The sequence below is a fragment of the Bifidobacterium hominis genome (genome assembly GCF_040095915.1).
In the GTDB taxonomy this organism is placed as follows: domain Bacteria; phylum Actinomycetota; class Actinomycetes; order Actinomycetales; family Bifidobacteriaceae; genus Bifidobacterium; species Bifidobacterium hominis.
In genome coordinates this window covers 1-22,649 of the sequence record NZ_JBBMFR010000002.1, presented here as the reverse complement: position 1 = coordinate 22,649, position 22,649 = coordinate 1, and the positions used below count along the sequence as shown (strand labels likewise).

Annotated in this window: 19 protein-coding genes; 6 read left to right on the top strand and 13 right to left on the bottom strand. The window is 55.6% G+C overall.

Annotation, left to right across the window (positions count from 1 at the left end; all coding sequences use genetic code 11):
• Positions 1–736: 736 nt before the first annotated feature.
• Positions 737–1,492 carry a metallophosphoesterase gene (locus WMO36_RS01585; protein WP_250778458.1) on the top strand — a complete coding sequence of 252 codons (756 nt, stop codon included), beginning with the start codon at positions 737–739 and terminating at the stop codon, positions 1,490–1,492.
• A 17-nt stretch (positions 1,493–1,509) separates the two neighbouring features.
• On the opposite strand, the gene WMO36_RS01580 is transcribed toward WMO36_RS01585, so the two are convergent.
• Entirely contained in the window at positions 1,510–2,166 is a 657-nt protein-coding gene (locus tag WMO36_RS01580) for an ECF transporter S component (protein ID WP_229029478.1), read from the bottom strand.
• 509 nt (positions 2,167–2,675) lie between these two features.
• On the opposite strand from WMO36_RS01580, the gene WMO36_RS01575 reads away from it, so the two are divergent.
• Complete coding sequence (locus WMO36_RS01575; protein ID WP_250778452.1) at positions 2,676–2,999, top strand: YdcF family protein; 324 nt, start codon at positions 2,676–2,678, stop codon at positions 2,997–2,999.
• Positions 3,000–3,288: 289 nt separating this feature from the next.
• On the opposite strand, the gene WMO36_RS01570 is transcribed toward WMO36_RS01575, so the two are convergent.
• The gene (locus WMO36_RS01570) at positions 3,289–4,002 is read right to left on the bottom strand and encodes a GNAT family N-acetyltransferase (protein ID WP_099571236.1); all 714 of its coding nucleotides are present in this window, start codon (positions 4,000–4,002) and stop codon (positions 3,289–3,291) included.
• A gap of 261 nt (positions 4,003–4,263) precedes the next feature.
• On the opposite strand from WMO36_RS01570, the gene WMO36_RS01565 reads away from it, so the two are divergent.
• On the top strand, positions 4,264–4,935 hold the full coding sequence (locus WMO36_RS01565) for a YdcF family protein (protein ID WP_459166561.1): 672 nt from the start codon (positions 4,264–4,266) through the stop codon (positions 4,933–4,935).
• 144 nt (positions 4,936–5,079) lie between these two features.
• Here WMO36_RS01565 and tig read toward each other — a convergent pair whose 3' ends face one another.
• From tig to WMO36_RS01550, 3 genes are read right to left on the bottom strand one after another with little or no spacing between them, the layout of a single operon-like run.
• Positions 5,080–6,441, bottom strand: a complete 1,362-nt coding sequence (gene tig / locus WMO36_RS01560; RefSeq protein ID WP_349076552.1) for a trigger factor — start codon at positions 6,439–6,441, stop codon at positions 5,080–5,082.
• Between the two features lie 52 nt (positions 6,442–6,493).
• Complete coding sequence (locus WMO36_RS01555; RefSeq protein ID WP_186291087.1) at positions 6,494–7,786, bottom strand: HRDC domain-containing protein; 1,293 nt, start codon at positions 7,784–7,786, stop codon at positions 6,494–6,496.
• Positions 7,779–8,411, bottom strand: a complete 633-nt coding sequence (locus WMO36_RS01550) for a DUF3000 family protein (RefSeq protein WP_250778440.1) — start codon at positions 8,409–8,411, stop codon at positions 7,779–7,781. The genes WMO36_RS01555 and WMO36_RS01550 overlap by 8 nt, the downstream gene beginning before the upstream one ends.
• Between WMO36_RS01550 and WMO36_RS01545 the strand changes: the two genes are divergently transcribed.
• The gene (locus WMO36_RS01545; RefSeq protein ID WP_349076549.1) at positions 8,401–8,619 is read left to right on the top strand and encodes a hypothetical protein; all 219 of its coding nucleotides are present in this window, start codon (positions 8,401–8,403) and stop codon (positions 8,617–8,619) included. The two genes, WMO36_RS01550 and WMO36_RS01545, sit on opposite strands and share 11 nt — an antisense overlap.
• Here WMO36_RS01545 and pflA read toward each other — a convergent pair.
• The 8 genes from pflA to WMO36_RS01505 all read right to left on the bottom strand — a co-directional run bounded on the left by pflA (position 8,606) and on the right by WMO36_RS01505 (position 18,391).
• The gene (pflA, locus tag WMO36_RS01540) at positions 8,606–9,487 is read right to left on the bottom strand and encodes a pyruvate formate-lyase-activating protein (RefSeq protein ID WP_302165206.1); all 882 of its coding nucleotides are present in this window, start codon (positions 9,485–9,487) and stop codon (positions 8,606–8,608) included. The two genes, WMO36_RS01545 and pflA, sit on opposite strands and share 14 nt — an antisense overlap.
• Positions 9,488–9,606: 119 nt before the next feature.
• The gene (pflB, locus tag WMO36_RS01535) at positions 9,607–11,982 is read right to left on the bottom strand and encodes a formate C-acetyltransferase (protein ID WP_099571243.1); all 2,376 of its coding nucleotides are present in this window, start codon (positions 11,980–11,982) and stop codon (positions 9,607–9,609) included.
• A gap of 187 nt (positions 11,983–12,169) precedes the next feature.
• Positions 12,170–12,364, bottom strand: a complete 195-nt coding sequence (locus tag WMO36_RS01530) for a hypothetical protein (protein ID WP_304304715.1) — start codon at positions 12,362–12,364, stop codon at positions 12,170–12,172.
• A 46-nt stretch (positions 12,365–12,410) separates the two neighbouring features.
• The gene (locus tag WMO36_RS01525) at positions 12,411–14,108 is read right to left on the bottom strand and encodes an NAD+ synthase (RefSeq protein ID WP_065439833.1); all 1,698 of its coding nucleotides are present in this window, start codon (positions 14,106–14,108) and stop codon (positions 12,411–12,413) included.
• A gap of 153 nt (positions 14,109–14,261) precedes the next feature.
• Positions 14,262–15,410: a M20 metallopeptidase family protein gene (locus WMO36_RS01520; protein ID WP_144164968.1), complete on the bottom strand. Its 1,149-nt coding sequence runs from the start codon at positions 15,408–15,410 to the stop codon at positions 14,262–14,264.
• A 62-nt stretch (positions 15,411–15,472) separates the two neighbouring features.
• Positions 15,473–16,165, bottom strand: coding sequence for a methionine ABC transporter permease (locus WMO36_RS01515; RefSeq protein WP_055063478.1), 693 nt, complete (start codon positions 16,163–16,165; stop codon positions 15,473–15,475).
• Entirely contained in the window at positions 16,162–17,310 is a 1,149-nt protein-coding gene (locus WMO36_RS01510) for a methionine ABC transporter ATP-binding protein (protein ID WP_055063479.1), read from the bottom strand. The genes WMO36_RS01515 and WMO36_RS01510 overlap by 4 nt, the downstream gene beginning before the upstream one ends.
• A 109-nt stretch (positions 17,311–17,419) precedes the next feature.
• The gene (locus tag WMO36_RS01505; RefSeq protein ID WP_349076544.1) at positions 17,420–18,391 is read right to left on the bottom strand and encodes a MetQ/NlpA family ABC transporter substrate-binding protein; all 972 of its coding nucleotides are present in this window, start codon (positions 18,389–18,391) and stop codon (positions 17,420–17,422) included.
• Between the two features lie 313 nt (positions 18,392–18,704).
• Between WMO36_RS01505 and WMO36_RS01500 the strand changes: the two genes are divergently transcribed.
• Together WMO36_RS01500 and WMO36_RS01495 are read left to right on the top strand one after the other, a co-directional pair.
• The gene (locus tag WMO36_RS01500; protein ID WP_302147360.1) at positions 18,705–19,508 is read left to right on the top strand and encodes a Cof-type HAD-IIB family hydrolase; all 804 of its coding nucleotides are present in this window, start codon (positions 18,705–18,707) and stop codon (positions 19,506–19,508) included.
• 316 nt (positions 19,509–19,824) lie between these two features.
• On the top strand, positions 19,825–22,503 hold the full coding sequence (locus WMO36_RS01495) for a X2-like carbohydrate binding domain-containing protein (RefSeq protein WP_349076542.1): 2,679 nt from the start codon (positions 19,825–19,827) through the stop codon (positions 22,501–22,503).
• Positions 22,504–22,649: the final 146 nt, after the last annotated feature.

Here is a 22,649-nt window from a genome sequence, read left to right as displayed (position 1 = left end):
CCATGGATTCCGCCACGCTTTTCTGTGAGAAACCTAATCGATTGCGCTTTTCGTTAAGCTCATGTATTGTTCCCATACCGATATATTAGCTTACAAGCTAATTACCGTCTAGAGCGTCAAACAGGGACGAACTTTATCCGTAATAATCCTCATCGCAAGCCATTGGCAAAGACCGAGGCTTCTCGCTCACTTTCGAACCCATCTGATGAACATGCACCTGATTGGCGCCCCAGATATTCGTTAAAGGATACGACAAAACATACGCGGTGTATCAGCTGCGGAAACATCAGTTTTTGTTTTTTCACGGAATTCCTCTGATTAGCCTCCATCAGTATGCATGCCCCGCAATGCTTCAGCCCCTCACAGCCCCACATGCGCCGCATGATCGCGGGCCGTACTCTCCTCATCCAAACTGATGGGCGGGAAACCGCTCGGACTATTGCGCTTCCTGGTAAATCGATCTTGCCGCGTCGTGTAATTATTCACTGATATCTACCGGATAAATCAAGCCGGCCCAGCCCGTCTTCACTACTTGATTTTCGCTACTTGTCTTATTTGTGGCAGCCGAACGCTGAAATCCGAAGTATGAGCGTTGGAATTCCAACGCTCATACTCGCCATAATCGCCAAACAGTGCCACAAACAAGCCAACAAGCATTTTGGGGAAGGCTTTTCGCGTAATGTTGCGCTCTATCATTGATAAAGGCATCCAGCAATCGCATACCGTAAGGAACCACATGCGCTATTTCACTTCGGACACGCATTTCGGCCACCCTCTGGTCACCGCACTGCGCGGATTCCTGAACAATGGCAGGCTCCGCGCCGAATACCGTGATGTCTGGCAGACGCAGGGGCGTGCCGCCGCGCACACATGGATCAAACAATATGTGCGCGACAATCAGACGTCATTCAAAGCAATCTGCGACATCACACGCCATGAGAACACCATCATCGGCAACATCAACGAGACCGTCGGGCGTGATGACGAGCTATGGATTCTCGGCGATCTCTCCTACCGTTGCACCGTCGAGCACACGCTCGACTGCCTGCGCCGCATCAACTGCCGCCATCTGCACCTGATCATCGGCAACCACGACCGCAACTTCCGTCTCCGATCCAATGACGCGCTATACGAGAACGTGTTCGAGACCATCGACGACTACCGTGAAATCGACATGGAACTTCCCGTCCTCGACGGAACCGGCAAGCCGACGGCCGCAACCACACGGCAGACCATAGGCATGAGCCACTTTCCCAGACTCTCGGCATTGGCCGAAGAACACGGCAACTGGCCGGAAAACTGGAACAAGTTCGCCGATGTGGCGCCTACCACCGAAGGTTGGCTGCTCTACGGCCACACGCATCAAGGCATTCCAGACGGCACCGATCCGCTCAGCGTGAACGTGGGGCTCGACGCATGGGATTTCAAGCCAGTCAGCGAACAACAGATCCTCGCCTGGTTCACATTCCGGCACGCCGACCAATCAAAGTAAATTCCCTCGAGCATGCGTCATCGTCCGGAGACAAAGCGGGTGAGGACTCCCGACTTGGCCAAGGCTCGGTAGAGGATCCACGAGCCGAACCCGGCGAATACGATCGCGCTCAGCAGCTCGCATGCCGTGCCGATAAGGCCGCGCGGGCTGAAGAACGAAAACGCCTGGTAGTAGAAGAACAACAGGTAGAAGTTGTATACGATGCCGATCGCCACGGATGACAGCAATGTGACGCCAAGCGTCCAACGGCGGTAGCGGAACACCGCGAACACCGTTTCGGCGGCGAGCGCCTGCACGAGCGCGATCACTACCAGACTCACACTGTATTTCGTGCCGAGCACCACTTCCACGAACGAGGCGACTAACAGCACGTAGGCCGACGCGCCCGGTTTGCGTACGATCAACAAGCCCAGTGTGGCGGGGAAATAGAACAATGCGTGCAGCAGTGCCGCGGAGCCTGGAAGTATCAGAGTCAGTAAAGGAAACAAGCCATAGGACATGCCATCGAACACCCAGAACATCACGCCGGACATTACGCCGACGGCCGCTCCGACGGCGATGTCGACGACACGCCATTTCAGGGATCTGCGTGTTTCCTCCGTTGTTTGCGGAGCATGCTTCAGCATCGGGATGCGTGGTTTTTGGGTAATCGTTTCAGAGGATGGCTCTGCCATGATGAATCCTTGCCTTGGTTGACGCCGCGCACCGTGAATTGGAGATCGCGGCGGTCGCCGTGGGCCGTTCCTCGACCTGCGCGGCCCGGGCAGGAACGACGGATGTCATTACGAGCGATTCATGCCATGTAAAGCAAGGACTTCACATTCCGAAAGGAACGCGAAGGAATCGTCTCATCATCCACAATATGACGGTCTTATCCGTTATCGCATTTATTCTTAGACAGGGATTGAGTGGTGGACTTAAGAAAAAGGCAACACGCATTAAGAGGTTGGCATGAAGACGATGGGACAACGGTTGGGAGTCGTTCTGTGCATTGCATTGGCTCTATTGTCGGCGTTCTATGCGTTCGTCGTGCGGAGAGTTCATTCCGGCACCAGCTTTTGGATGATCTGGCTGGTCATCGCAATCATTCTCATCCTACTCGCGATCTGCAGCGACCGACTGGTGATCAAATGTTCCCCGTCTCGTACAGAATGTCATTATTGCTCTGATCTTTATCGGCATTGTGGCGTTCGGCACTGTGGAGGGGTGCATCATCAGCAGAATGGACGAGCACGCCGATCCTAATCTCGACTATGTGGTGGTGCTTGGAGCGCAGGTGCGCAAATCAAGTCCGAGCAAAGTGCTGCGGTATCGTCTTGACACCGCAATCGACCATCTGAACGAAAATCCGGGCACCACTTACATCGTCTCCGGTGGCAAAGGGCCGAATGAACCGGTCGCGGAAGCGCAGGGCATGACCAACTACCTTGAATCGTACGGCATCAAGAAAAACCGCATCATCAAAGAGATGAAGTCGAAGACCACGCAGGAAAAACATCTCGAATAGTCGTGCTCTGATTACAAAGCCCAATGCCACAATCGGCATCGTGACCAATTCCACATGTTCCGCGCATTGCAGATCGCGCATAAAAACGGACTAATCGGAGCTGAGGGCATTGCCGCCAACTCACCTCGCGAAATGCTGCCAAACAATATGCTCCGCGAATTTTTCGCGGAAATTAAGTTCCTGTTTTCGCGACCGAACACTCCTCTACCAATGCCCGCAGCAGGTGTTCGTCACGTTTGCGGATAATCTCCCGTCCCGTCTCGCCTTTCACAGTGATGGGCAAAAATGTTCAGCAGCGCCCCTCGTACAGGAAGAAGGAAAGCGAACCGTCTTCCAAACCGCCCTGAGTAAAGGAATCCCTACGTATGGTACATTCCGCTTTACGCGTCAAACCACGGTAATCATAAAAACCGTAATCACAGGTAGTGTCAGTGAAGAGGAAATACTCGTTCATTCCAGCATCACGAAACACGTCAAGCATGTGGTTGAACAGCTTACGACCGACGCCCATGCCCCGCGCTTCCGGGGAAACCACAAACAACGTTATCTCAGCCTGATAGCTTTTGCCGGCATCTCGTTTCAACACTTCATCGACCTGCAAAATCGCAATCTGATCGGCAAGTCCTCGACGGCCATCCTTACTTGCCAACAAGGGCAACGCCAAGCAATTTCGCGTAATAGCATGACGTATCCTCTGCGCTGTGGTGACACGGGACCTCAACGATCCCAATACCACGCCAAGCACCCGACCATCACGTTCAGCGACCGTAGCCTCGGTGGTGCGGGAAAGAAAATCATGCATGTCGATGGCCGCGAGTCGATGCATATTACGCAAGTGAATCGCCTTGCGCAGCTTATACTTACGCAGCCCGCGCTCATCGTTCGGAACGTTCCCATTATCATCCGACTCATCATCCGCATACCAAGCTTGTCGAACAAGTTCTTCAAGCGCAGGAAAATCCGTGCGACGCATCGTCCGAAGCATAATTGTTTCTGAAGTCATGCTCCCCCATCCTAGCCGCAGCCATGCCAAAGCTCCGTTCCTGGATGGCATAATGCACATGGTATTGCGATAGCAGGAATGCGCAGGATTTGTTGGCATTGGCGTGTGACGCTTGGGGGTCTGGGGTCACGCGCTTAGGATGAGACAGGATTGCGTGCGACGCGCAATGAATGAGAGGTTCATATGGCAACGTTGGTTAGACGAATTGCGGGCGCGCTATGCATAGTGCTCGCCGCGGTATGTGTTTGTTACTCTTTCGCAGTGCGTAACACGCATTCCGGCACAGTATTCTGGATTGTCTGGCTAGCATTCGCGGCGCTGTTCGCCGTGCTTGGATTCGGAGTGCTCTTCCAATGGTGGGCGATGCTGCCAAGACTGGTCAGAGGTGTGGCGATCGCAGTCGCATGCGTCGGTCTGGTCGCATTCGGCACGGTGGAAGGTTGCATTGTCAGCAAAATGCATGCGCAAGGTGAACCAAATCTCGATTATGTGGTGGTGCTTGGAGCTCAGGTGCGCAAGTCCGGGCCAAGCCTTGTGCTTCGTTACCGTCTTGACAAGGCTATTGAGTATTTGGACGCGAACCCGAATACCACATGCATAGTCTCCGGTGGAAAGGGACCGAACGAGCCGTTCCCCGAAGCCCAAGGCATGGCTGATTATCTTAAAGAACATGGCATTGACGAGCAGCGCATTCTTGAAGAGCCGGATTCGAAGACCACTGAGGAAAACATTGTCAACAGCAAGAAGCTGATCAGTGACGATAATGCTTCCGTAGGGGTAATCACCAACAATTTCCACATGTTCCGCGCGTTGCAGATTGCCGACAAATATGGTTTGGACAACGCCCAAGGCATTGCGGCCGGTTCCCCTCAGGATATGCTTGTCAACAACATGGTTCGCGAGTTTTTTGCTGAGATTAAATTCCTGCTGTAACTCATGTTTCGGCAGTCTCTGTCTTGCCCTGTTTAAGGATGCCGAAACCGAATACGAAATAAATTGAGGGGTGGAATCCAGTATGGATTCCACCCCTCAGCGCCCTAGAAAGATGACTCTAACGAGTCAGGCATTAAGAGAAGCTCACTCTTCGGAAGCGAGTTCGTCAGCCACAGCGGCGGCTGCGGAAGCAGCTTCAACGCTCTCGGCTTCTTCATCTTCAGCGGCTTCGCCGAGGAAGGCGCTCAGGTCCAAGGTTTCACCCTCGGACCTGAAGGTCACGGCACGCATGCCGGCAAGCAGGCCCTTGGAACGGCCGACTTCCTGCACTGCGGAGCCGAGCTGGCCGTTGCGCATGATGGCCTGGATGAAGGCGTTCGGATCCATGCCGTACTGCTGGGCGATGGAAGCGAGGAAGTTGAACACGTCGGCCTGGGAGACCTTGACGTCCAGCTTCTCGGCGAGCACGTCGAGCACCATCTGGTCGCGCAGTTCCTTCTCAACGGTTTCTTCGGCTTCTGCCTTCTGCTCCTTGGTGGCTTTGGCCGGATCAGCGGTCACACCCTTGAGCTGCTGCTCAACCATTTCAGCCTTGACGCCCTTCGGCACCGGAATCTCCAGACCTTCTTCGAGCTTGGCGATGAAAGCGTCGCGGGCTGCGGTGGCCTGACGGCCTTCGGCATCCTGGGAAGCGGCCTTCTTGAGGTCTTCCTTCAGCTCGTCGAGGGTGTCGAACTCGGAAGCTTCGGAAGCGAAGTCATCGTCGAGTTCCGGCAGCTCTTCAGCCTTGACGGAGTTGACCTTGACCTTGACCTGGGCCTTTTCGCCCTCGTGCTCGCCAGCTTCCAGCGTGCCTTCGAAGGTGGTCTCTTCACCGGAGGACAGGCCTTCGAGGGCCTCATCCAGACCGTCGAGCATGGTTTCGGAGCCGAGCTCGTAGCTCACGCCTTCCTGGGAGTCGACCACTTCACCGTCGATTTCGGCGGTCAGGTCGATGTTGGCGTAGTCGCCCTTGGCGGCCGGGCGGTCCACACCCACGAGGGTGCCGAAACGCTGACGCAGGGCTTCCAGACGGTTGTTGATGTCTTCGTCGGTGATTTCAGCCTTGGCGACCTCGATCTCCATACCGTCGATTGCCGGCAGTTCGATGTCCGGACGGCGCTCAACGGTGGCCACGAACTTCAGCTTGGTCTCGTCCTTAGCGGATTCCGGCACTTCCTGAACGTCGATGTCCGGCTGGGCCATCGGGTGGATGCCCTTTTCTTCGAGAGCCTTGGAGTACAGCTCCGGCACGCCGTTGTTCACGGCTTCGCCAGCAACAGCACCGAAACCGATGCGCTGGTCGATAATCTTGCCGGGCACGTGGCCCTTACGGAAGCCAGGCACGTTCACCTGCTTGGCGATTTCCTTGCGAGCATTGTCGAGATACGGGTTGAACTCTTCCGGATCAACGGTGATGGTGAGCTTCACCTTGGTCGGCTCAAGATTCCTGACGCTGATTTTCACGCTTGCGCTCCTGAAAAATACGGTTCTTCACATTTCTGCCGTTAGGCAACCTCTACATGATAGCGCGACTCACGGACTCTGCAACCAGCGCGACCTGCCACGCCCTCGCGCCCTGGTCGGTGAGGAATTGCGCAACGTCACGTTTTTGCGGTTCGTCGGTCCAACACAGGTTGCGCAGATACTGCGGTTTGATGATGACGTCCGCAGGGGTACGCGTGTCTTCCGCTATCTGCGCCACCATCTTGCGTGCCTTGTCAAGCGTTGCGAGACGTTCCGGATAACGTTCCCTCCAGACTCGCGTCGCCCGTGGAGCGGACGTGGTCTGTGCTTCCTGATTTTGAGGATTGTTGTCTATGACCGGCCATTCGCTTTCCGGCAGATCAAGCGCCTGTTGGATTATTCTCTTCCACATGCTTGGCTTGATTTTACGTTGGATCGGCGCGTAACGTTCGAACATTTTCTCCTGTTCGGCACCGGCCTGGATGCGCACACGCTCGTTGATGGAACGAACCGCTCTGAATTGCGCCGCATTGTGCGGTTTGCGCTCCGCCACTTCAATGATGGTGCTGTCGGCAAGCAGCAATGTGGGTGCGATATCGTATTCGCGAGCCAGTTCGTCTCGTTTGAGCCACAGGGCTTTTGCCACGGCCAGAGCCTGGCGGTCCTTCATGATCTCGGTGATATGCGAGATGCGCAACCATGGGATGGGATGCTCTTTGCGCGGCGCGGTTCCTTCGCGCAGCGCGTAATCGAATTCTTCCTCGGCCCATTCGATCTTGCCTTGCTTTTGCAACTCGGCGCGCATGGTCGATTCGAGTTCGATCAGCAGTTCAACGTCCAGCGCCGCATAATTACGCCAGTCACGCGGCAATGGACGATATGACCAATCAGCTGCGGAATGCTCTTTCGCAAGCGTCAATCCCAGATAATGTTCGGTGACAGCGGCCAATCCGAAACGTTTGAGACCCAGCAGCCGCGCGGCGATTTCCGTATCAAACAAACGTTTCGGCTGCAATCCCAAATCAGCGAATCCCGGCAAATCCTGCAACGAATCATGCAGAATCCATACCGCGTCGCCTACGGCAGCATTGAAATCGTTCCAATTAACACCTTCGGCAGCCAATGCCTGTGGGTCAAGCAAACCTATGCCGGCACCGTCCCTTTTGAACTGCACCAACCAATCGTCATGACCGTATCGGAAACCGGATGCTCGCTCCGCATCCGCAGCCAAAGACCCATGCGAAGACGCCAATGCGCTGCAGTACTCGCGGAATGCCGGTAGGGTGTCGATCACATCGGGCACGCCCTCACGCGGCTCGGCCTGCAACCTTGGCTCGTCAGTCAACGGGATAATCCTCCTCGGATTGCGTCATGGACCGGAGGAACCTAGCCCACGCGCCCACTTGGGCGCCCGCGTCAAGGCCTCCATCGGCATAGTCTAGTGGCGTCCAAGACACACGAATCTCACACCCGGTTTCGGGAGCGTCGGACTGAGTGCCAAACGTCGTGCTTTTCGTGACTGTGACGGTTCCCGAAACATGTTCGACATCGTACGAGCCGACACGGTCCATCATCGCATCCCAATACATGGACGGTGTCAGACAATCGCCTTCGCCTCCAGACAACGGCAACGCGGCGAAAGCGACGCAACGCCAATGAGAATGCCAGTCATTTCGGTATTTGTGCGAATACAACACCATGATCCAGCCTGTGGAACGCGCCTCGTCGCATTGCATCTCAACTCCAATGCCGAAACTCGCCATGGCGCACGGCACTGGAATCTCACGATACGACACGCTTGGTAATCGAGGCATGCGTTCTACGGAAAGCACGGCGTCCCATACCTTGTCTGGCACGCCGGAGGGTCGGGTCAACATTTGTTCAGGAGGGGCTGCGCAGGCGCACGATCCCCTATCTGTGGTGCGCGCTTCGTCGAGTGCACCCTGAGGAAAAGCATAGATGTCCGCCATGATTCAAGACTACGGCCGTGACACCGTTTTCATGGTATTTCACAGCATTTCGCCACGCGTCGAATGTGAAGATTTTTCCGCGTGGCGAATGCTGGTTCAACAGTTGCGCGAATATTCCTTTTTTCAATCGCTGAGGCACTTTCAAACGACTGATTTGCCCGGGATCGTTGGCTGGAATATGCAAGGCTTCCCGTTTAGTAGACGGTGAAACCATGCGATTGGAATTGTTCCACTACACGCTGTTTCATTGCCGCGGACGGCCCTTTCTGATCTTCCAGCGGGTAGGGAATGCCAAGCATATGCCATTTTGGACGGCCCAGCTGGTGAAAACCGAGCACGTCGATATGTTCCACGGCGTCGCCGAACGATTCGCAGATCTTCGCCACGTTCTCAACGTTTTCCTCAGACGAGGTGAGCCCTGGCACGAGTACGAAACGCACCCAGATCTTCTTGCCTGCCTTGGCCAGTCGCTGTCCGAAATCGATTGTCGGCTGCAAAATGCCTCCGGTAACCTTCTTGTAGGTTTCCTCGTCACCGGACTTGACATCAAGCAGACACAGGTCGATATCGTCCACCATGTCGTCGGTATAGCTTGCGCCAAGGAATCCGGAAGTGTCGAGGCATGTGTGCACACCCATCTCCTTGGCCGCATGGAACACACGGGAGACGAATGCCGGTTGCATCATGGACTCGCCGCCTGAGAAGGTGATGCCGCCATGCGTCGCCTTGAAAAGGTCGGCATAACGTTCGATCTTTTTGACCATGGCTTCGTAGTAGACGGGTTTGCCATCACGCATTTTCCACGTGTCTGGATTCTGGCAGTACTGGCAGCGCAATGGGCAGCCGCTCAGGAAAACAGTCATACGTGTCCCCGGACCGTCGACGGACGTGTTAATGTCCCAAGAATGCACAAAACCGATATCACCGCTTTTCAACGCGTTGATGCGATCGCGACGATCCAACCCGATCGGTGATTCAAAGCCCGACAATCCTCCCATAAGCGTCTGGTTGATGTAGCTTTGCGATTCTCTGAGCATGTGCCTGGTTGTGGAGCGAAAATGTACGTTCTCAGACATCGATGTCCTTTCGTTGTATCTCTCCAATGGGTTTCCCCATATTGTACAGGGAAAACAAGGGGCGAAGCCTTCACGCTCCGCCCCTTGCACTCTACCGTTTCACACGGTGCCGTTTAGTCTCAGTCGACGACGGCGCCCTGGTGGAACGTACGGGAGATCACGTCGAGCTGCTGCTCCTTGGTGAGCTTGACGAAGTTCACCGCGTAGCCGGAGACGCGCACGGTCAGGTGCGGGTACTTTTCCGGATGCTCGACGGCATCCTCGAGCTGTTCCTTGCGCAGCACGTTGATGTTGGCGTGGTACAGACCGTGGCCGTTGCCGGCGTCCAGAATGCCCACGAGGTTGCCGATGCGCTCATCCTCGTCGCGGCCCAAGCCATCAGGGGTAATGGTGTTGGTCAGCGAGATGCCGTCAAGAGCGTCGTTGTAGTCGATCTTGCCGACGGAGAACATGGAAGGCAGCATGCCATGGGAGTCCATGCCGTTCTCCGGGTTTGCGCCCGGAGCATACGGGGTGCCCTTCTTGTGGCCGGACGGGAAGGCGCCGGTGGCCTTGCCGTATTCCACGTTGGAGGTGATGGTCAGGATGGACTGGGTCGGGACCGCTCCGCGGTACACCGGCAGGCGCTTGACCTGACCCATAACGGTGGAGACGACCCACTTGGCGATCTCGTCGGCGCGATCATCATCGTTACCGTACAGCGGGAACTCACCCTCGGTGCGGTAGCCGACGATCAGATCGTCATCGGCGCCTTCAACGTACTCGTTCTCATGACCCGGCGTGGTCTTGGCGTCCTTGTTGTAGATCGGGTAGACCTTGGCATACTTGCATGCGGACAGGGAGTCGGCTGCGATGGACAGTCCGGACATACCGCAACCGAGGGTGCGGTACACTTCCTTGTCGTGCAGAGCCATCTCGATGGACTCATATGCATACTTATCGTGCATGTAGTGGATGATGTTCAGAGCCATGACGTAGGTCTCGGACAGCCATTCGAGAGCCTTCTCATAGTTGGCCTTGACCTTCTCGTAATCCAAGGAGCCGTCGGCTTCCGGCTGAACCGGCTCGATAACACCCTTGTCGATGACCTGCATGCCCGTCATCTCGTCGCGGCCGCCGTTGATGGCGTACAGCAGGGCCTTGGCGGAGTTCACACGGGCTGCGAAGAACTGCATCTGCTTGCCCACGCGCATCGGGGAGACGCAGCATGCGATGGCGGCGTCATCGCCCCAGTGGGAGCGGATTTCCTTGTCGGACTCGTACTGGATTGCCGAGGTGTCGATGGAGATCTTGGCGCAGAAGCGCTTGTAGGCTTCCGGCAGCTTCGGATCCCAGAAGATGGTGATGTTCGGCTCCGGGCCAGGTCCAAGGTGCTCGAGGGTCAGGGTGTCGAGCAGACGGAAGGAGGTCTTGGTGACCAGCGTACGGCCATCATCGCCGAAGCCTGCGTCGGACCAAGTCGCCCAGTACGGATCGCCGGAGAAGATCGCGTCGTAATCCTTGGTACGCAGGAAGCGCACGATACGCAACTTCATGACCAGGTTGTCGATGATCTCCTGTGCGTCGGTCTCGGTGATCTTACCGGACTTCAGGTCACGCTCGAAGTACACGTCGAAGAAGGTGGAGACGCGGCCGAACGACATTGCGGCGCCATCCTGGCTCTTGACGGAAGCGAGGTAGCCCATGTAGGTCCACTGCACTGCTTCCTGAGCGGTCTGTGCCGGACGGGACAGGTCAAGACCATATTCGTTGCCGAGGTTGATCAGCTGCTTCAGGGCCTTGATCTGCTCGTCATGCTCCTCGCGGAAGCGAATCCAGTGCTCGATCTCCGGCTCGGTGAAGTCGTTGCGGTACGGCACGGAGTCCTTGTCACGCTGCTTGAACTTGATCAGGGTGTTCACACCATACAGTGCCACACGACGGTAATCGCCGATGATGCGGCCACGGCCGTAGGCATCCGGCAGGCCGGTGAGGATCTTGTTGTGGCGGGCAACCTTGATCTGCTTGGTGTACACGCCGAAGACGCCGTCATTGTGGGTCTTGCGGTACTTGGTGAAAATCTTCTTGATTTCCGGATCCGGCTCCTTGCCGGCTTCCTTGATGGCCTGCTCGACCATACGCCAACCGCCATTCGGCATCATGGCGCGCTTGCAAGGAACGTCGGTCTGCAGACCGACAACCACATTGTCGACTTCCGGAGAGTCGATGTAGCCGGCGCCGAATGCGTCGATGCCAGCCGGTGTGTGGGTGTCGACGTCGTAGACGCGCTGCTTGCGCTCTACTGCCAGATAGTTGTCATCGAGGTACTGCCACAGGTGCTTGGTCTTCTCGGTGGCGTCAGCCAGGAAAGACTCATCGCCCTCATAAGGCGTATAGTTCTTCTGAATAAAGTCACGGACATCAATGTCCTTCTGCCAGTTGCCCTCAGCGAAGCCTTCCCAAGCCTTAGCCTGAAGCTCTTCCGGGGAGACTGCCGTCGCATCAACTGCTGCCATTTCCACTCCTTCTGGGTGTTGGTTTGGCGACGCATCGTTACGTCGTCGCTAGTTATCGATTCTAGCTGCATAAACCTGTATAGAACCTGAGTTTACGAGGAAATAAAAGTGACATATGTCACACTTGCGAAGTATAAAAAATCGCGGTGCCGTAATCCGGACACCGCGATTTCATATATCGAATCAACTACTTTTCATTGGAAGACCAGCGTTTCCATTCGCGATCCTGTTCTTCCCATTTGATGTTGCGTTCCTGTACGATCTTCCATGCATCGAGCGCGTCTTCCCTGGTTTTGTATGGTCCCATACGATGGCTCGCCGGTGAGATCATACCCAGTTCAGGCTGTTCGGTGACCGTATTGAAATACCATTGCTTTTCCATATCACTCCTTACGAAGCGTGTAACGAAACAATAGTTCGTCGCTGTTTTATTCGCGGAACGCGTTGGTGATCGGCAAGCGGCGATCACGACCGAACGCCAATGCCGTCACTTTCGGACCAAGCGGGTACTGACGTCGCTTCCACTCGGCGCGATCCACCAATCGCATAACCGTGTCGACGGTGGTCTCATCGAAGCCGTCGGCCAGAAGATCCTCGCGACCATGCGCATGTTCAATGTACATTGCCAACACCTGATCGAGCAGCTCATATTCCGGCAGCGAATCGGAGTCTTTCTGCCCCGGGCGAAGTTCGGCGGATGGAGCCTTTTCAATCGAATTGACGGGAATCATCACGCCGTCCGGCAACGGCGTTCCCGCAGACCCCTGCTCGTTGCCCACGATATGCAGTCCGCCAATGCCCATGCCTTCGGCGGCAGCCTTGTTGCGCCAGCGGGAGATCTCCCACACACGGGTCTTGAGCAGATCCTTGATCGGAGCGTATCCGCCGACCGCATCGCCGTAAATCGTGGAATAACCGCAGGCAAGCTCCGACTTGTTGCCCGTGGCGACAGCCAGAAGCCCCTTGGAATTCGAATATGCCATGACAATCACGCCGCGAATACGCGCCTGCAGGTTCTCAGCGGCCACACCTTCAAGATCGAGCTGCTTCTGGAAGGAGACGAACAGCGGTTCGATGGGCTGAATGTCGTAGTGCGCTCCAATATTCTTCGCCAGATCGGCGGCATCATCCTTCGAACCGTCAGACGAGTACATGCTCGGCATGGAAATGCCATACACGTTAGCTCCTCCCACGGCGTCCGCGGCCATGGCCGCCACCAATGCGGAGTCGATGCCGCCGGAAAGGCCAAGGCACACGCCCTTGAAATGGTTCTTGGCCATATAATCCTTCAAGCCAAGCACGCAGGCGGTGTACACCTCTTCGTCCGGATCGGGCTTGGCTGCGATAGATCCAGCTTTCTGGCGTTCGGCAGTGGTGTCGAGGTCGAAGAAGCTCAGATCCTCCATGAACATCGGCGAACGTTCCAGCAGCGTGCCATCGGCATCGACCACGAAGCTGCCACCGTCAAACACCAGATCGTCTTGGCCTCCTACCTGGTTGAGATAGATCATCGGCGCGTTCACTTCGGCCGCACGGCGTACCGCAAGGTCGATGCGGGTGTCGGTTTTGCCTTCCTCATATGGCGAACCGTTCATGGTGAGCAGCAGATCGATGTTCTGCTTGGCGAGCTCCGCCACGGGACCGCCATCCTGCCAGATGTCTTCGCAAATGGCCACGCCGATGCGTGCACCGTTCACGTCGAGCACCATGGATTTGTTGCCGGGACTGAAAATGCGGAATTCGTCGAACACACCGTAGTTGGGCAGAAAGTGCTTGTCGTAGCCGGCCCAAACCACGCCGTCATGCAATACGACGAGTCGATTGCGAGGCTTGGATGTCTCGCGATCAGTGCCGACCGTGCCGACCACCACAAACAGGTCGCCAAGCCCATCGGCAGCCAGTTCGGCGGCAAGCCAGCTGGCTTTGTTCCACGCGGATTTACGGAAAGTGGCCCGCAATGCGAGGTCTTCAATCGGATATCCGGTAAGCGTCATTTCAGGAAAGACCACGACTTGTGCGCTGTTGCTGGAAGCGAGATGCGCATAGCGCATGACTTTGTCTGCGTTGGAGTCGAGATCTCCCACGCAAGTGTCGATTTGGGCGAGGGCGAAACGAATGTCTGTCATAGTTGACTAGTGTATTGCGATTTGCGTATCAGATATGCAAACGGCACGCATATGGCGAGAAAAACCACATGCGTGCCGAATGATCATCGTGCATATCGCATATATCTTCAGCTATCTTCGATCACAGGAGAATTGGGCCGAAGATCGACCAGCTTACGCAAGTTCGTTCAACACGGTAAACGCTGCGTTGGTATAGAATTCCACGCCCGCCTGCAAAGATTCGTCCAATCCCACGAAGTTCGGGCTGTGCCAGTCGGGGCATCCTTCCTCACCATTGGAGCCGATGAAGGCGAACACGGGCAACGCAACCTCGGTGTATTCGCAGAAGTCCTCCCCCGCCATCGACGGGTGGATCGGCTCAAGTTGCGCATATTCCCGCACATCATCGGCCACGATCTTCGACAGTCCCTCGTCGGAGACCAGCGGATCCTGGAAATCGTCCCAGTCGATGTCGGCGGTGATCCCGTAGCCAGCTGCGATGGCGTTGACCTGTTCCTTGAAGCGTTCACCGACCATGATGCCGTCTGACTTGTGGAAGTAACGCACGGTACCTTGGAAACTTGCCTTGGCCGGCACCACATTCCATACATGACCGCCATGCAGTTCGGTGATGGAAAGCACCAATGGATGGAATGGCGACACATTACGGCTCACGATGGTCTGCAACGCGAGAATCATCGTGGCGAGCGCTTCGATAGGACCGGTGCCCTTGTGCGGGTAACCGGCATGCGTGCCCGTAGCGTGGAGCGTGACATGGAATTTCACGCATCCGGCCATCATGGGGTCAGGGCCGATGGCAATCTGCCCGGGCGCATAGTTGGGGTTGTTGTGCGCGCCGATGATGGCGGAGACATCGGCCAACAGTCCCGCGTCGATCATGGCGCGTGCGCCGGTGCCTGTTTCTTCGGACGGCTGGAACAGCAGTTTGATGGATCCCTTGATTTGTTTGCGGTGTTTGGCAAGCCAGAATGCCGCTCCCAGCAGATATGACATGTGCAGGTCGTGGCCGCAGCCGTGCATGACTCCATCGTTGACCGAGGAGAATGGCAATCCCGTGTCTTCCTGAATGGGAAGACCGTCGATGTCGGCGCGCAATGCGATGCGCGGTCCGGGTTGTTCTCCGCGGATCAGCCCGACCACACCCGATTCGAGCGGATTGTTCAGGATTTCGATGTCGTGCGCTCTGAGCAGTTGCTCAATGTAGGCGCTTGTTTTGAATTCCTTGAAGCTGCGCTCCGGATGTGAGTGCAGGTAATGGCGGATTTCGATGAGTTCCGGCGTGATTTCGACATGTTCAGTCATCTTGCGTGAATCCCCCTTGGTTGCTTCTCTCCATTAAGATTAAGCGGCTTTCACCGTTGCTGTCAGCGTTTCAGCAGGTGCTTCGCGATGGCATTGGCGACGCCCTGCACCACCTGAACAAGTACAATCATAATGATTACCGCCGTCCAAGTCACAGTCTGGTCGAATTTCTGGTATCCGTAGGCGATGGCGAAATTACCAAGACCGCCGCCGCCGATGTATCCGGCCATGGCCGACATGTCGAGCACGCCGATGAACAGGAACGCGTAGGCAAGAATCAGCGGCGCGAGCGCCTCCGGAATAAGCACGGTACGCACGATGGTGAATTTCGAGGCCCCCATGGCTCGTGCCGCTTCGATCACACCGGAGTCGACGGGAACCAGATTCTGTTCGACAAGCCTGGATGTGGCCATGGTGCACATGATGATCATCGGGAAGATCGCGGCGGCCGTGCCGATGGAGGTGCCGATGACTTTGATGGTCAACGGTTGCATGGCTGCGAGGAAGATGATGAACGGTATCGGTCGGATGATGTTCACGATCACGTCGAGGATGCGGTAAACGACCGCGTTTTCGAATAGGTTGCCAGGACGCGTTCCGTAGAGTACCACGCCGAGGACCAGTCCGAGAATACCGCCCACGATCATGGTGACGAGCACCATTTCCAAGGTTTGCCCGATGGATTCAAACAGGAGCGGTCGTAGTACCGTCCAGTCGCTACGGCTTGCGAGGGTTACGCCTTCAATTTGTGTCATGCCTGCTCCTGTCCGGCCTTGATAAGGGCCTGTTCATATGGTGTCGGCTGTGCCGCGGTACCGAAATCGACGATATCGCTGTTTTGCGCCAGTTCGTTCAGGAACGATTCGACATTGTCTCCGCCGAATTCGTAGGTGATCGCTCCGATGGCCACGCCGTTGACAGTGTCGATACCGCCGTACAGGAGGCTGCTTCGTACGCCGTGTTTGGCGATAAGTTGTGAGATGTTCTGCCCGGATGCCGCGATGACGGTACCGTCTTCACGCTCTTCGACGTCATGCTGTCGAATAAGCACTGTGACGATGTGTCCGAGATTTTCCTCATGCATGGTGTTGATGCGCGACTCTTCAGGAATACCACTGATGGCGGTGGAGATGAATCGTTTGGTCACCGGCTGTCGCGGGGCCGCGAACACGTCGTAAACGCTGCCGGATTCCACTACTTTGCCGGAGCTTATGACCGCCACACGGTTGGCGATCTGCTGCACGACGTTCATCTGGTGGGTGATGAGCACGATGGTGATGCCCATTTCCTTATTGACTCGTTTAAGCAGCGACAATACTTCCGTAGTGGTTTCCGGATCCAGAGCGCTGGTCGCCTCATCGGCAAGCAGGATCTTAGGATTCGTGGCCAATGCCCTGGCGATGCCGACGCGCTGCTTCTGGCCGCCGGAAAGCTGCGACGGATATTTGTTCGCATGGTCGCTTAAGCCTACGAAGTCAAGCAATTGCGCCACGCGCTTGTCCTGATAATCCTTGCGCCAATGGTCGAGCTGCAACGGATAGGCGATGTTCTGCGCCACTGTTTTGGTGGAGAATAGGTTGAACTGCTGGAAGATCATGCCGATTTTCTGTCGAATCGGACGAAGCTTGGATTCGCTGAGCGACGACACTTCGGTGCCAAGTACCGTGACCGTACCCGATGTCGGCTTCTCCAAAGCATTTATCAGGCGCACCAATGTGGATTTGCCGGCTCCGGAATAGCCGATGATGCCGAAAATGTCACCTTCATTGATGGTGAGGCTCACATCGTCGACGGCGCGAGCAACGGTCGTGCCGCGTTTGCCGCCGTCAGTGCCGCTGCCACGCTGCCGGAACTCCTTGACCACATGGTCGAATGTGATGATCGGTGTGTGTTCTGTCATACTGCCGCTTTCATTAATGGTTTTTCAACCCTTGACCATACAACCACGCCTGACGTTGGTCGCACATACAGGAAAGCCCCCTCCTTGGAGGGAGCTTTCCGAAAAGGACTTACTCGGCGTCCTTGGCTTCCTGTTCGATCGTCTTCAGGTAATCCTGAAGTTCGGATGTGCTGAACTTGTCGGCCAGAACCGCAGTGCCGCCGGAATTCTCCTGCAGCTTGTCAAGCACGCTCGTGGTCTGGAAGATCTTAACGACCTTCTTGTAGACCTCGTTGTTCACGTCGGCCTTGCGAGTGGCAAAGATGTTGATGTACGGACGGGCTTCTTCGGATTCGGCGTCATCCTGGTAAATGGCGTCGGTGGCCTTCAAACCAGCGTCGGCGACATAATCATTGTTGATGACGCCTGCCGCGACCTGCGGGTCCTTCAGGGAGTTGGCGACCTGTTCGGCCTTCAGCGGGGTGACCTTGACCTTGGACTTGGATTCGTCGATGTCCTGCGGAGTGGAGAACGGCGTCCAATCGCCCTTCATCGTCACCAAGCCTGCAGCCTTGAGCACGCCGATGGCACGGGCCTGGTTGGTCTCGTCGTTCGGAATTGGGATGGTGCTGCCTTCAGGAATCTCGTCGACGCTCTTGTACTTGGTGGAATACACACCAAGCGGGTAGATTGTCACGCCGCCGATCGGCTGCAGATCCTTGTTGTTCTGCACATTGTAGTTGGCCAGATACAGTAGGTGCTGGAACTCGTTGAGGTCAAGCTCACCGGAGTCGACGGCCGGATTCTCGGAAGTGTAATCCTGGAAATCAACGATATCGACGTACAGGTTCTGCTTTTCGGCCTGCTTCTTGAATTCCACCCACTGCGGATCGGTGGCGCCCACCACACCGATCTTCACCGGGTTGGCCTCGGTTCCCTTTTCTGCGGTCTTGTCGGATCCGTTGAACGCACGAACTCCAAAGAACGCTCCGATCGCGACCAGTGCGACCACCACGACGGCGATGATGATGTTACGTACCGTGTGATTGACGCGGACCGGTTCTTCCGGCAATCCTGCCGGCTGCTGATTTGCTTCTGCCATGATGAATCCTCTCTTCTTCTTCCTCATTGCTTTGCATGGTTTCCAACGTGTCTGTGATGGACTGCATGCCATCGCGTCGTGTCCAACCATACGCGACGCTTCCGCTGCGAGACGCCGAAACCTAAAAATTGCCTTATCGGAGTTCGTTATAGCGGGCGTTCAATCGCAATGATTCCAGCATTTTCATCAATCCTCCGGAATGCATGGAATCATGCACAATAGTGGCATGCACAGGTGTGTCGGCAATCATGTCCGCTCCCTACACTGAAACAAGCGAGCAATTACGAAATTGCATATTCGGAAGGTGTTTTCCATGACCGCAATCGACATTAAAGCGGCGTTTTTCGATATCGACGGAACGTTGACGAGCTTCACCACGCACGTCGTACCGCAATCCACCATTGACGCATTGCACGGGCTGCAATCCAATGGCGTCAAGATTTTCATCTGCACCGGTCGCCCTCCTGCGCAGATGAGCGTTGTTCTCAATACCATTCCCGTTGATTTTGATGGCATTGTCGGGTTCAACGGACAATACTGCGTTGACGGCAGCGGATTTTTGGAAAAGCATGCGCTTGACGCAACCGATGTGGCCACGATCGTGCGTTGGCTGGATGAGCATGAAGACATCGTCGCCTGCATCGGCGAAGAGGATTACGTGTATTTCAACCACAGCAACGACCAGATGCGCCGCACATGGGCAAGCTTGGGCAAGACCGCACCGGACGTATTCTTTGACGATCCGCATGTACGCACGGCGGAACATGAGACGTTCCAGATGAGCCCCTACATCAGTCGTGACCAGGAAGCCGAGCTGTTGTCGCTGCTACCGAACACACGTGGCGTGCGCTGGCATCCTGATTTCGTTGATTTGATTCCCGCCGACGGAGGTAAGGATCGTGGCATTCAGCGTTTTCTCGACCATTATGGCTGGTCGAAGGAGCAGACGATTTCGTTCGGCGATGGCGGCAATGACGTGGATATGCTGCGCTTTACCGGCATCGGCGTGGCGATGGGCAACGCCACCGAAGAGCCGAAGGCGGTGGCCGATTACATTACCGATGACGTCGATCATAATGGCATTTGGAATGCTCTCAAGCATTTCGACATCATCTGACGATCTACCGTTGACCGTATTTCATTTCACTGCAGCAAGTAGATGCATGCGGCATCACAAGTTTCCCATCGCTCTGTCTCTGCAATAAAGCAATCGACCAACACTTCCAGATCATCGGAAGACGGCATTTCGGGCTGCGCTCAATGCGCAAATCCTCAAAGTCATGCAAATACTAGTTAACGCAATACTATTTGGTGGATTTTGTTCCCGATGTTTTTCGTATAGCACCCTAGGTCAACCCTTTTTGGTATTTTTTCATTGGATATGCCATACGATGGGATATCTTTTCGGAGAATATGAGATTATTAAGGAAAATATGGTCAACTACCATAAAGTGATTAATGCTGCAATCGCAACGCTTGCGACTTGCGCCATGTTGCTGCCGGTAGCGGGCAGCGCCAATGCTGATGAGCCCTCGAATACCGCCGCACTTGGTGCCGGCTATACCGCTACCAAGATTTCGCACCCCAATGCAGGGCTGGGCGAAGACGACGGCATCGTGAACGTCTTGAACGGCGAATCCACTGATGACCTCACGCAGGGTGAGGCTGAGCGTGGTCAGAACTATTCGTGGTCTTCGGTCGGTTATGGCGATTGGATGTACGTGGGCACCTGCTATTCCGCAATGGGTTCCACGCTGAAATACATGGCTAACACCATGGGCACCAAGTATGCCAGCATCAAGGCCGCTTTGGATGTTGCGTTCAACGGCGAGCTGTTCCTCGACAATGGCGAGAACCACAGCTTGCTGCTCAAGATCAACGTCAAGACCGGTGAAGTGAAGATCATCGTCAATGCGATTGGCGGAGAGCATGCGGTCAACGGCTATCGTGCAGCCGTTGAATTCCATGACAAGCTGTACTTTGCTGCCGCCGCAAAGGGTCAGCCGTACCTACTGGAAGTTGATCCGAACAGTGGTGATGCCACTGAAATCGTGTATCGTTCCGCTGCCATGACCACTGGTCTGAAGAAGGGCTACACTGCTGGTATCCGTGGTTTGACCGTGGTCAACAATCAGCTTATCGCCAGCATGATCACCGATAACGGTGCCACTATCGTGGCTTCTTCCAACCCGTCAGCAGGCCAGGATTCTTTCGCCACTATCGCTACCCAGACCGAGGGCCTGTACAACTATCCGGCATGCGCTGTGACTGACAACGTATTCGGTGGCTGCGTGTGGGATATGGTCGGATTCAAGGGTAACTTGTATGTCACCGTGGTGACCGGCAAGGGCAAGAACACCAAGCAGTCCTTCGCTTTGCTCCGTGGCACGCAGGATGCGAGCACCGGCAAGTGGACCTTCAAGCCGCTGGTCGGCGATCCGGCAGACGGCGCCAAGTACGAGTGGGGCTTCGGAGCGAGTCGTTCCGGCGCAGCCAACATGGTGGTATACAAGGGCCACCTGTACATCGGCGGCTACAACGATCCGATGAACGCTCTGCAGAAGGCCATGCAAATGGACTTCTCCGACCTGTACAAGGATCTGGAGAGCCCAGTCAACCTGTGGCGTATGGACGTTGACGAAGACGGCAACGAAAACTTCGAAATGCTCGCCGGCGAAGCCAACAACAAGTACTTCGGCGATTCCAAAGGCACCATCGATGGCAATACCATGCTGTCCGGCTTGGGCGACAGCGACGAGCAGAGCCGTCACCTGAACCAGTATGTGTGGCGTATGCAGTCCTACAACGGCAAGCTGTACGTCGGCACCTTCGACATCAGTGATCTTGCCTACCCGGCAACCCAATTCGCCAACGGCGACATTCTGAAGCGCACTCCGGAAGAGTGGCGGAAGCAGATCGAATACATCAAGATCTTCTTCGACTCTCTGAAGAAAAATGATCAGAACGGCACTTCCAATACTACAGACACGGACTCTCAGGAAGCAACCAAGCCTTCCGAGTCCGAATCTCAGGAAACCACCAAGCCGAGCGATGATGACATCATGCCGTTGAACGAAGGCGAAGCATCTGAGAGCGATCAAGCTGCACAGGCAGTTGAAGAAGCCGGCAAGACCGACGAAGTGGTTGCTGACGTGGCCACCATGCAGCAGCTGCTGGAAGACATGGGCGCTGACCTCAACTCCAAGCAGACCGACGTGGTCTCCCCTGACGGTGTCGCTCCGCAGGCCGCTGAAACCTACACGCTCGACGATCGTTACCAGTTCCTCGCATCCCTGCAGCGCCTGCTCGACCTGTACAACAAGAACAAGCAGTATCTGCCGGAATTCATTACCAACGAGCTCGATAAGTGGCTTACCGAAGAGAATCTGGAGAACTTCACCGACTTCGTGGGCGTGCTCAGCTACCTGCATTACTCCAACGATGCGACCCGTGGCTTCGACCTGATCGTCTCCTCCGATGGTACGAACTTCCAGACCATCAGCCGTAACGGTTTCGGTGACAACAACAACCATGGCCTGCGCGTGTTTGCCGTCACCGACGCCGGTCTGGCAATCGGTACTGCAAACCCGTACCATGGCACTCAGGTGTGGCTGCTGAATGATGGCGAAATCAAGAATGCTGAGCTGACGAATGGCGACGCATTCGACTACGACAAGTATGACAGCGATAAAAAGACCGCCAATGCCAACGGTTTGACCGTTGCCATCAACCCCAATGGCAACACCGTGGAAGACGTGCAGTACGACTACCAGTCGCTGACCGCCGGCACGGATTACACCGTGGCCGATGACGGTTCCATCGTGTTGAGCAGCGCATTCCTCAATGGTCGAGAAACCGGCAGCACCGGTTCCGTGGTGGTGTTCTACAACCAAGGTGCACGTGTGCGCTTCACTGTGGCCATCAAGGACAGCACGCCGAACGCACCGAAGAAGGATGACAACAAGCAGAACACGAAGCCTGCCGCGCACAAGAAGGCAAACACTGCCGACGTTGCCAACACCGGTTCCAACGTGATCGGCGTTGTTGTGGTTGTCGCCGTTCTGGTTGTTGCAGCAGGAGCATTGTTCGTGTTTAAGCGCAAACGTTCCTGAATTGCCAGAGCATGTTCTTAGGATTCATTCCTAAGTTCGTTCATAAATAAAATCCCGCATGATCCGGTCTGAACTGCGCCCCGTTTGTTGGACGTTGTTAATTAGGATACAGCCCTAGACCGCGAGGGACATGCTCCGGAACTCCT

Bases quoted from the DNA above. Each gene is read 5' to 3' on its own strand.
- WMO36_RS01505 (WP_349076544.1), bottom strand. From the start codon at position 18,391: ATGGCAGAAGCAAATCAGCAGCCGGCAGGATTGCCGGAAGAACCGGTC.
- WMO36_RS01545 (WP_349076549.1), top strand. From the start codon at position 8,401: ATGTCCGCCATGATTCAAGACTACGGCCGTGACACCGTTTTCATGGTA.
- WMO36_RS01530 (WP_304304715.1), bottom strand. From the start codon at position 12,364: ATGGAAAAGCAATGGTATTTCAATACGGTCACCGAACAGCCTGAACTG.
- WMO36_RS01515 (WP_055063478.1), bottom strand. From the start codon at position 16,165: ATGACACAAATTGAAGGCGTAACCCTCGCAAGCCGTAGCGACTGGACG.
- WMO36_RS01570 (WP_099571236.1), bottom strand. From the start codon at position 4,002: ATGACTTCAGAAACAATTATGCTTCGGACGATGCGTCGCACGGATTTT.
- WMO36_RS01500 (WP_302147360.1), top strand. From the start codon at position 18,705: ATGACCGCAATCGACATTAAAGCGGCGTTTTTCGATATCGACGGAACG.
- WMO36_RS01520 (WP_144164968.1), bottom strand. From the start codon at position 15,410: ATGACTGAACATGTCGAAATCACGCCGGAACTCATCGAAATCCGCCAT.
- WMO36_RS01585 (WP_250778458.1), top strand. From the start codon at position 737: ATGCGCTATTTCACTTCGGACACGCATTTCGGCCACCCTCTGGTCACC.
- WMO36_RS01495 (WP_349076542.1), top strand. From the start codon at position 19,825: ATGGTCAACTACCATAAAGTGATTAATGCTGCAATCGCAACGCTTGCG.
- WMO36_RS01580 (WP_229029478.1), bottom strand. From the start codon at position 2,166: ATGGCAGAGCCATCCTCTGAAACGATTACCCAAAAACCACGCATCCCG.
- WMO36_RS01510 (WP_055063479.1), bottom strand. From the start codon at position 17,310: ATGACAGAACACACACCGATCATCACATTCGACCATGTGGTCAAGGAG.
- pflB (WP_099571243.1), bottom strand. From the start codon at position 11,982: ATGGCAGCAGTTGATGCGACGGCAGTCTCCCCGGAAGAGCTTCAGGCT.
- pflA (WP_302165206.1), bottom strand. From the start codon at position 9,487: ATGTCTGAGAACGTACATTTTCGCTCCACAACCAGGCACATGCTCAGA.
- WMO36_RS01550 (WP_250778440.1), bottom strand. From the start codon at position 8,411: ATGGCGGACATCTATGCTTTTCCTCAGGGTGCACTCGACGAAGCGCGC.
- WMO36_RS01525 (WP_065439833.1), bottom strand. From the start codon at position 14,108: ATGACAGACATTCGTTTCGCCCTCGCCCAAATCGACACTTGCGTGGGA.